General features: G+C 62.5%; 7 protein-coding genes. 4 read left to right on the plus strand and 3 right to left on the minus strand.

Annotated elements, in window-relative coordinates; all coding sequences use genetic code 11:
• Positions 1-41 precede the first annotated feature (41 nt).
• Positions 42-2,906 carry an excinuclease ABC subunit UvrA gene (uvrA, locus tag AAHM38_RS19285; protein ID WP_116576613.1) on the minus strand — a complete coding sequence of 955 codons (2,865 nt, stop codon included), beginning with the start codon at positions 2,904-2,906 and terminating at the stop codon, positions 42-44.
• 242 nt (positions 2,907-3,148) lie between these two features.
• Here uvrA and AAHM38_RS19290 point away from each other — a divergent pair, with 242 nt between their 5' ends.
• Together AAHM38_RS19290 and AAHM38_RS19295 are read left to right on the plus strand one after the other, a co-directional pair.
• Positions 3,149-4,312 carry an MFS transporter gene (locus AAHM38_RS19290; RefSeq protein WP_165835802.1) on the plus strand — a complete coding sequence of 388 codons (1,164 nt, stop codon included), beginning with the start codon at positions 3,149-3,151 and terminating at the stop codon, positions 4,310-4,312.
• A 47-nt stretch (positions 4,313-4,359) separates the two neighbouring features.
• Complete coding sequence (locus AAHM38_RS19295) at positions 4,360-4,917, plus strand: single-stranded DNA-binding protein (RefSeq protein WP_012761111.1); 558 nt, start codon at positions 4,360-4,362, stop codon at positions 4,915-4,917.
• A 690-nt stretch (positions 4,918-5,607) separates the two neighbouring features.
• On the opposite strand, the gene AAHM38_RS19305 is transcribed toward AAHM38_RS19295, so the two are convergent.
• Together AAHM38_RS19305 and AAHM38_RS19310 are read right to left on the minus strand one after the other, a co-directional pair.
• On the minus strand, positions 5,608-7,104 hold the full coding sequence (locus AAHM38_RS19305; RefSeq protein WP_012761112.1) for a sensor histidine kinase: 1,497 nt from the start codon (positions 7,102-7,104) through the stop codon (positions 5,608-5,610).
• A complete protein-coding gene (locus tag AAHM38_RS19310; protein WP_004633344.1) occupies positions 7,101-7,829 on the minus strand; it encodes a response regulator transcription factor in 729 nt (242 codons plus the stop codon). Before AAHM38_RS19310 ends, AAHM38_RS19305 begins: the two co-directional genes overlap by 4 nt.
• A 132-nt stretch (positions 7,830-7,961) precedes the next feature.
• Here AAHM38_RS19310 and AAHM38_RS19315 point away from each other — a divergent pair, with 132 nt between their 5' ends.
• Positions 7,962-8,636 (plus strand): cytochrome b/b6 domain-containing protein, encoded by a 675-nt coding sequence (locus tag AAHM38_RS19315; RefSeq protein ID WP_037027650.1) that lies wholly within the window; start codon positions 7,962-7,964, stop codon positions 8,634-8,636.
• A gap of 8 nt (positions 8,637-8,644) precedes the next feature.
• Positions 8,645-9,227 (plus strand): molybdopterin-dependent oxidoreductase (locus AAHM38_RS19320; protein WP_342234311.1); only part of this gene is annotated, 583 nt, incomplete at its 3' end.

A 9,227-nucleotide genomic window follows, 5' to 3' on the forward strand; every position in this document is an offset into this window, starting at 1 on the left:
GGCGCAGCGGCTTGATTGCAAGCGGCTGCGCCGGTGCCGCCTTATTTGCGCTTGAGCAGCGGCGCCAGGTACTTGCCGGTAAAGCTCGCCTTGCTCTTGGCCACATCCTCGGGCGTGCCTTTGGCGATGATCTGCCCACCGCCCGCACCGCCCTCCGGGCCCAGATCTAGCAGCCAGTCCGCCGTTTTGATCACGTCGAGGTTGTGCTCGATGATCACGATCGTATTGCCGTGATCGCGCAGCTTGTAGATGACCTTCAGCAGCAGTTCGATATCGTGGAAGTGCAGGCCGGTGGTCGGCTCGTCCAGGATGTACAGCGTCCGGCCCGTGTCGCGCTTCGATAGCTCGAGCGACAGCTTCACGCGCTGCGCTTCGCCACCGGATAGCGTGGTCGCCGATTGCCCCAGGCGGATGTAGCCCAGGCCCACATCCAGCAGCGTCTGCAGCTTGCGGCGCACCACCGGCACCGGCGCGAAGAACTCGTGCGCCTGCTCCACCGTCATCTCCAGCACTTCGGTGATGTTCTTGCCCTTGTAGAGCACTTCGAGCGTTTCGCGGTTATAGCGCTTACCGTGGCACACGTCGCAGGGCACGTACACGTCTGGCAGGAAGTGCATCTCGACCTTCAGCACACCGTCGCCCTGGCAGGCCTCGCAGCGGCCGCCCTTGACGTTGAACGAGAAGCGGCCGGGGTCGTACCCGCGCTCCTTGGCGGACGGCACGCCGGCAAACAGCTCGCGGATCGGCGTGAACAGGCCCGTGTAGGTGGCCGGGTTCGAGCGCGGCGTGCGGCCAATCGGCGACTGGTCGACGTTGATGACCTTGTCGAAATGCTCCAGGCCGTCGATGCGATCGTGCGCTGCGGGCTCCGGCGTCGAGCCATACAGATGGCGCGCCACCGCGTGGTACAGCGTGTCGTTGATCAGCGTCGACTTGCCCGAACCCGACACGCCCGTGATGCACGTCAGCAACCCGATCGGAATATCTGCCGACACGTTCTTCAGGTTGTTGCCGCTGGCGTTGATGATGCGCAGCCAGCGCTCTTCATCGGGGGCCGTGCGCTGCTTGGGCACTTCGATGCGGCGCTTGCCCGACAGATAATCGCCCGTCAGCGACGCCGGCGATTGCTCGACCTGCTGGGGCGTGCCCTCGGCGATGATCTGGCCGCCATGCACGCCGGCACCGGGGCCGATGTCGACCACGTAGTCCGACGCGCGAATCATGTCTTCATCGTGCTCCACCACCAGCACGGAGTTGCCGAGATCGCGCAGGTGCTTGAGTGTGCCGATCAGCCGATCGTTGTCGCGCTGGTGCAGGCCGATGGACGGCTCGTCCAGCACATACATCACGCCGGTCAGCCCCGAGCCGATCTGCGACGCCAGGCGGATGCGCTGCGCCTCGCCGCCCGACAGCGTATCGGCGCTGCGTTCCAGCGAGAGGTAATCGAGCCCGACGTTGTTCAGGAAGTTCAGCCGCGCGGTGATCTCCTTGACGATCTTGTCCGCGATCTCGCGCTTGGCGCCGTGCATGTTGAGCGTCACGAAATACGTGAGCGCATCGCGCAGCGGCCAGCCGTTGATCTCGTAGATGCCGCGTGCCTGGTCGGCCTCGCCGATCTTGACGAAGCGGGCCTCCCGGCGCAGGCGGGTGCCGTGGCATTCCGGGCACGGCTGGTTGTTCTGGTACTTGGCCAGCTCCTCACGCACGGCGATGGAGTCGGTCTCTTTGTAGCGCCGCTCCAGGTTGGGGATGATCCCTTCGAACGCGTGCTCACGCACCGTGGTCTTGCCGCGCTCGTTGATATACGTAAACGGTATCTGCTGCTTGCCCGAGCCGTGCAGCACGATCTCTTGGATTTCGGCCGGTAGGTCTTCAAACGCGACATCGATGTCGACGTCGTAGAACGCCGCCAGGCTTTGCAGCATCTGGAAATAGAACTGGTTGCGGCGGTCCCACCCCTTGATCGCGCCAGACGCCAGCGACAGATTCGGAAAAGCCACCACGCGCTTCGGATCGAAGAACGTGATCTGGCCCAGGCCGTCGCAGTGCGGGCAGGCGCCCATCGGATTGTTGAACGAGAACAGCCGCGGCTCCAGCTCCTGCAGTGAATACGAGCAGATCGGACAGGCGAACTTGGAGCTGAAGCCGTGTTCCTTGCCGGTGTCCATTTCCAGCGCGATCGCGCGGCCGTCTGCCAGGCGCAGCGCGGTTTCGAACGACTCGGCCAGACGCTGCTTGAGTTCCGGGTTCACCTTCACGCGGTCGACCACGACCTCGATCGAATGTTTGTCGTTCTTCTTGAGCTTGGGCAGGTTGTCGACTTCGTAGACCTTGGCCTCGGCCTCGTGCGCCGTGCCGCCGCCCGAGCGGATGCGAAAGCGCACAAAACCCTGGGCCTGCATCGCTTCGAACAGGTCGACGTGCTCGCCTTTGCGGTTGGCCACCACGGGTGCCAGGATCATCAGCTTGGTATCGGCCGGCAGCGCCAGCACGGCATCGACCATCTGCGACACGCTTTGCGCTTCCAGTGGCTGGCCGTGATCGGGGCAGTAAGGCGTACCGGCGCGCGCATACAGCAGACGCAGGTAATCGTGGATCTCGGTCACGGTGCCGACCGTGGAACGCGGGTTGTGGCTGGTGGCCTTCTGCTCGATGGAAATGGCCGGCGACAGACCTTCGATCAGGTCAACGTCGGGTTTTTCCATCAACTGCAGAAATTGCCGGGCATATGCCGACAGCGATTCCACGTAGCGCCGTTGCCCCTCCGCATACAGCGTGTCGAACGCGAGCGACGACTTGCCCGACCCCGAAAGCCCGGTAATCACGATCAGCTGGTTGCGCGGCAGATCGAGGTTGATGTTCTTCAGGTTGTGGGTACGGGCCCCACGAATCTTGATTTCGTCCATGTGCGGCTGAGTGCAGCTGAATGCGGCGTCGGAGGGCGGACCGCCTGCGGCAATCGGCGGGAGGGTGGAAAAGGGTAAGCCTGCTAATATACCGAACTTCGGTTTTGCCGGTATCTGCTGCCAGATGGGGCAATCCGTAAAACCGTTCAAGTGTCTTTGTCGCCGCTTTTTCTCGGTTGTTTTGCGGCGGTTTCCGCACCATGTCCTCCGCTTCTGCATCCATGACTTCCGCTTCCGGCCGCATGAACGGCCTTGAGCTGCGCGCGGCCGCCTCGCTGGCCGGCATCTTCGCGCTGCGCATGTTGGGTTTGTTCATGATCATGCCGGTCTTCGCGGTGTTCGCGAAAACGCTGCCCGACGGCAACAACACCCAGCTCGTCGCTTTCGCCATCGGCGTGTACGGCCTCACGCAGGCGGTGCTCTACATCCCGTACGGCTGGTTGTCGGATCGCTTCGGGCGAAAGCCCGTCATCGTGACGGGGTTGGTCATCTTTGCGGTGGGCAGCCTGGTGGCGGCGTTTTCGCACAGCGTCGCGGGCATCGCCGTGGGGCGGGCCATCCAGGGCGCGGGGGCGATCTCGTCGGCGGTGATCGCCTTCGTGGCCGACCTCACGCGCGAGGAGCATCGCACCAAGGCCATGGCCATGATCGGGGGCAGCATCGGCCTGTCGTTTGCCGTGGCCATCGTGAGTGCGCCGGTCATCTTCCGCTGGGTCGGCATGCCTGGCATGTTCACGGCGATTGGCGTGCTGGCCATCGTCGCCATCGGCGTGGTGCTGTGGGTCGTGCCCAACCCGCCGCGTCCGCCCGAACATGTGAAAGCACCGTTCCGCGAAGTTCTGCGCCATCCCGAGTTGCTGCGACTGAACTTTGGCGTGTTCGCCTTGCATGCCACGCAGACGGCGCTGTTCGTCGTGCTGCCGCACATGCTGGAAGCCGCCGGCCTGCCCGTCGATTCGCACTGGAAAATCTACCTGCCGGTGATGGGCGTGTCGTTTGTGCTGATGGTGCCGGCCATCATTGCCGCAGAGAAGCGCGGCAAGATGAAGGCCGTGCTGCTGTCTGCCGTGGCGTTGGTGATCGTGGCGCAACTGGCGCTGGGCGAAGTGAATCCGACACTTGCCGCGCTGGCGATTGCGCTACTGGTCTACTTCCTCGGTTTCAACGTTCTGGAGGCGTCGCAGCCGTCGCTGGTCTCGAAGTACGCGCCGGGCGTGCGCAAGGGCGCGGCGATGGGCGTGTACAACACGACGCAGGCGCTGGGTCTGTTTGCGGGCGGCGCGGGCGGCGGCTGGATTCTGCTGCACGCCGGGCAGCACGCGGTATTCCTAACCTGCGCCGCGCTGGCTTTTGCCTGGCTTATAATTGCGAGCCCCATGCAGATGCCGGCTCTGCGCCGACACTAATCCGGGCAACACGGCGGCATCACTTCAATTACCTTCGGAAACTCATCATGGCGTCCGTCAACAAAGTCATCATCGTCGGCAATCTCGGCGCCGATCCTGAAACGCGCTACATGCCCAGCGGCGACGCTGTCACCAACATTCGCGTGGCAACCACCGACCGCTACAAGGACAAGGCCAGCGGCGAAATGAAGGAAGCCACCGAGTGGCACCGCATCGCCTTCTTCGGCCGCCTGGCAGAAATTGCGGGCGAATACCTGAAGAAGGGCTCGTCGGTCTACATCGAAGGCCGGCTCAAGACCCGTCAATGGGAAAAGGACGGCCAGAAGCAATACAGCACCGAGATCGTCGCAGACCAGATGCAGATGCTCGGCGGCCGCGGCGGTGAGGGCGGCGGCAGCAGCGGTGGCGGTGGTGGTGGCTACTCGCGTGGCGGTGAAGGCGGCGGCGGTGGTTACGGCGGTAGCCGTAGCCAAGGTCAAAGCCAAGGCCAAGGCGGCGGTTACTCGCGCGGCGGCGAAGGTGGCGGTGGCCAAGGCGGTGGCGCGCGTCGCCAGGCGGCACCGTCGAACGGTTTTGAGGATATGGACGACGATATTCCGTTCTAACCGGAATATTCACTAGAAACGTAAAGTAGGGCCCCGAAATTCCCGTCTAATCAATAGGTTAGGTGGGAATTTACGGGGCCCTCTTTTTTTTCTGCGCGGTCGCTAGCCGGAACTTCGCGGACAATAAAGAATGCATTCGAACGCATGACAGAGTGCAGGAATGAGTTTCTCAATTCGCGAGGTCTCACCAGGAAGCGGCGAGCGTTTGCCGATTCTCGTCGAAGGCGGGCCGCTGGGGTTGCCCGTGCAGGGGGTCGTTGAGTTCACGCTCACAATCTTGCGGACAAGTGGCCGTAGGCGAAACAGCATAAGAAAGCGTCTAGACGCCCTAGGGCTCACTCTGCAGTTTCTTTCTTCCCGCTGGATCGATATTGTGGCGCGAACAGCGTCACAGACTTTCTTATCTATCGAAGAGCTTGTGGCCCTGGCCGACGCGTGTCGCGCGCTACAGCACCACCTTCCGGATAAGCTAGCCGAGCTGACTTGTTGCGCTTGGGGCGTTTATGCCGCACCGACAGGCCTTCGGCCCGGTACAGGCAATAGCCGTAATGGACGCGCGTTCCCGCAATCTCTTTGATGCACGCAAGCAGTGCCGACGAGTCGCGAGCAACCGACCGATACGCGTATAGCGAGCATGACATGTGGAACAACGCGCAAGCCTAGGTCAGGCTCACGCAATAGCGGTCAACATCACCCACTCGCGGCACCCGCCAACTGGAAGCGAAACACCGCACCCTTTCCGGGCTGCGGCACCAGCCGGATTTCGCTGCCATGCAGCTGCAGGATTCGCTGCACGATCATCAGCCCGAGCCCACCGCTGCGTGAGCCATCGCTGCGGGCACCGCTCATGAACACTGGACGCACGAAGAGTCCCTTCTGAAGTTCACCCGGGATACCCGGCCCGGTGTCGCTAACCTGGACCGCGACCCCAGTGTTCGTTGGACGCAACTGCACCTCGATCGCGCCGCCTACTGGCGTATGGTGGATGGCGTTGTCGAGCAGGTTTGTTAGCACGCGCTCGATCATGCCCAAGTCGGCCGACACGATGGGTAGACCGGGCGCAATGTCTGGCTTGAGTTGTTGCTGACGCGCCCCTGCTGCCAACTCGAACTTCTGAAACACGTCTTGTACCAGGTCGGCCAACGCGAAATTTTCCTTTTCTGGCTTAACCACGCCGTACTCAAGCCGCGCTAGCTCAAATAGCTCCTGTGCGAGCCGGCCAACCTTGCGGCTCTGACCGAGCGCAATGTCGAGGTAGCGGCGGCGCTCTTCGTCGTCGAGGATACCGGCCTTCAGTCGGAGCGTTTCCAGGTAGCCGTGTAGTGAAGTCAGGGGCGTGCGCAGGTCATGCGAGATATTGGCGACGAGTTCGCGGCGCTGCTGGTCCTGCAGGGTCAGCTCTCGCCACTGCTCAGCGATGCGCCGCGTCATCTGCACGAAGGCCTGGCTCAGTGTCGCTATTTCTCCGCCACCGCGCGCAATGCGCTCGAGTGTGGCCGTTTGGCTTTCGAGCGATCCGATTCCTTCGGATTCGAAGCGTCGGACTACAGCCGTCAGCTCGCGCAGAGGCCGCGTGATGAGCCAGAACGCCATCGTGCCCGCTACAAGCCCGAGAAGAGCCACCAGCCCCATGGACCACAGCGTTGTCCGCAAAACGTTGTCAGCCGCCACGTGCGCGGCAACGGCGTCGTGGTCCTCGCCCTGCAGCACCACGTAGACGTAACCTGCGTCTCGGCCATCAACGCGCATCGGCGCGGCGCTAAAAACTTTGGGCGTTTGCAAGTTGCGTGGATCGTCACCGAGGACCGGCATCGTCGCACCAGCGAGCAGTCTGCGCACCGGCGCGAGGTCGACGCGGTCGCGCTTGAGGTGGCCGGGGGGCGCCGCTTGCGCCGCAATGTGGCCGTCAGGCGAGAGCAGGTAGACCTCTACGCTAGGATTCACCGCCATCAGTTTGTCGAACAGATCCTTCACCGCGACAGGGTTTAGTCCTTCCGGTCGCATCAGTTCGGCATTCTCCGCGATGTGTGCGGCCAAACCGCTCGACAAGCGTTGGATCACCTCCTGCTCGTGACGTCCGTTCGAGCGCAATTGCAGCCAAGCCGAAGTGCCGCAGCACACCAGCAACAGCACAGCGAATACCAGCGAGAGCCGTCGAGATAGCACTGCCTCCCCTCGTCCACTCATGCTGCGTCCTCCTTGCCGTCTGCCCCGATAGAGAGCTTGTAGCCGCGCCCCCAGACGGTGAGTATGCGCCGCGGCTGCGCCGGGTCGACCTCGACCTTGGCTCGCAGCCGGTTGATGTGAGTGTTAACCGTATGCTCGTAGCCGTCGTGCTGGTAGCCCCAGACTTGATTGAGCAGGTCGAGCCTCGAAAACACTTTGCCCGGATGACGTGCGAAGAAATGAAGCAGGTCGAACTCGCGCGGCGTGAGTTCGATCGGTTTGCCGTCGACGCGCACCTCGCGCGCTAGTGGTTCGATCTCAAGATTGCCTAGTGTGAGGCTACCCGACTCCATGCGCGCGTTACGCGCCAGCGCGTCGGTACGTCGAATCAGTGCCTTCACGCGCGCCACCAGCTCCAACACCGAGAAGGGCTTGGCAAGGTAGTCGTCTGCGCCGAGCTCCAGCCCCAAGATGCGGTGCACCTCGGTCGACCGGGCACTGATGATGATGATTGGCGTGTAGCGGGCCTGGACCCGCGCGCGGCGGCAAATCTCCAGGCCGTCGATGCCAGGCAGCATCAGGTCGAGCACCAGCGCATCCCAGTTGCCCCGTTCCATTTCCCGCTGGCCCGCATGGCCGTCAGCCGCGTGCACCACCGCATAACCCTCGTCTCGCAGGTGCATGCGCAGCAATTCCGCGATGTGTGCGTCATCTTCAACGAGCAGGACGCGTTTGGCAGAGTCCATGGGGCGTGGGGAAAGGGATGTCTAAAGCGATCTTTAGGACTGATTGTCCCGCGATCTGACCGGCGCAGTTATCACAATTAATTGAACTTTGCGTGATGAATCGGTCAGGGGAAGCGCCCAAGAATACGTTTCATGAAACGCGACGCCCACCTCTCTATGCCCACCAGCATCGACGCCAGTCCGGTGCATCCGTTGTGGATGCGCTGTACGCACTGGTTCAATGCCTTGGCAGTGATGGTGTTGGTGCTGAGTGGTTGGCGCATCTACAACGCTGCACCGTTCTTTCCATTCACTATCCCAGCCTCCGCTACTTTGGGCGGATGGCTGGGAGGCGCGCTTCAGTGGCACTTCGCAGCGATGTGGTTGCTGGTGATCAACGGCTTGGTCTACCTAGTCATGAATGTCGCCAGCGGCCGACTGGCCCGCAAGTTTTTCCCAGTCACGCCGGCGGGTGTGCGGTGTGACATGGTCGCAGCGCTCAAGGGAAGGCTCTCGCATGCCGACCCGCGCCACTACAACAACGTGCAGCGGCTCGCCTATCTGTTGGTGATATTGGACATCGTGCTGTTGGTGCTTTCGGGCTTGGTACTGTGGAAGTCGGTGCAGTTCGCGACCCTGCGAGAGCTACTTGGTGGCTACGAGGTAGCTCGCCGCATCCACTTCTGCGCGATGGCCGGCGCTGTGGCGTTCGTGGTGGTGCACCTTGTGATGGTAGCTCTGGTGCCACGCACCCTGCTGACGATGTTAGGCGGCCGCGTCGCTGGCACCCCCTCCCCGATCCAGGACCGGTCGTCGCACGACGCCTGATTCGTCCCATGAAGATACTCAAAGCTCCCAGATTCGACGGCATTGATGGTGACGCTGTGCTCATCGAGGCACGCCGGCAGATTGCCCGTCACGTCAACCTGCCCGCGCGTCGTGCTTTCCTGCAGCGCTCGCTCACGCTGGGCGGCCTGTCGCTGCTGACCGGCTGCAGCATCTCTGACAACGAGCAGGTCGAGGCGGCTCTCTCGCGTATCTCACGCTTCAACGACAAGGTTCAGGGCCTGATCTTTGACCCGAACCAACTGGCCCCCACGTACCCTGACTCGATGATCACGCGCCCCTTTCCGTTCAATGCCTACTACGGCGAGGATGAGGTGCGCCAGGTTGATGCGCAGGCATGGCGGCTTGAGGTTACCGGTCTTGTCTCCGACCGACGTCAATGGAATCTAGCCGACCTGCGTGCGATGCAACAGTACGACCAAGTGACATGCCATATCTGCGTGGAGGGCTGGAGTGCGATCGGTAAGTGGGGAGGCGTGCGCTTTGGTGACTTTCTACGCCGAGTTGGCGCCGACTTGAGCGCCAAATACGTCGGTTTCAAGTGCGCTGACGACTACTACACCAGCATCGACA

The organism is Ralstonia sp. OTU4908 (assembly GCF_038440115.1).
Taxonomy (GTDB): domain Bacteria; phylum Pseudomonadota; class Gammaproteobacteria; order Burkholderiales; family Burkholderiaceae; genus Ralstonia; species Ralstonia pickettii.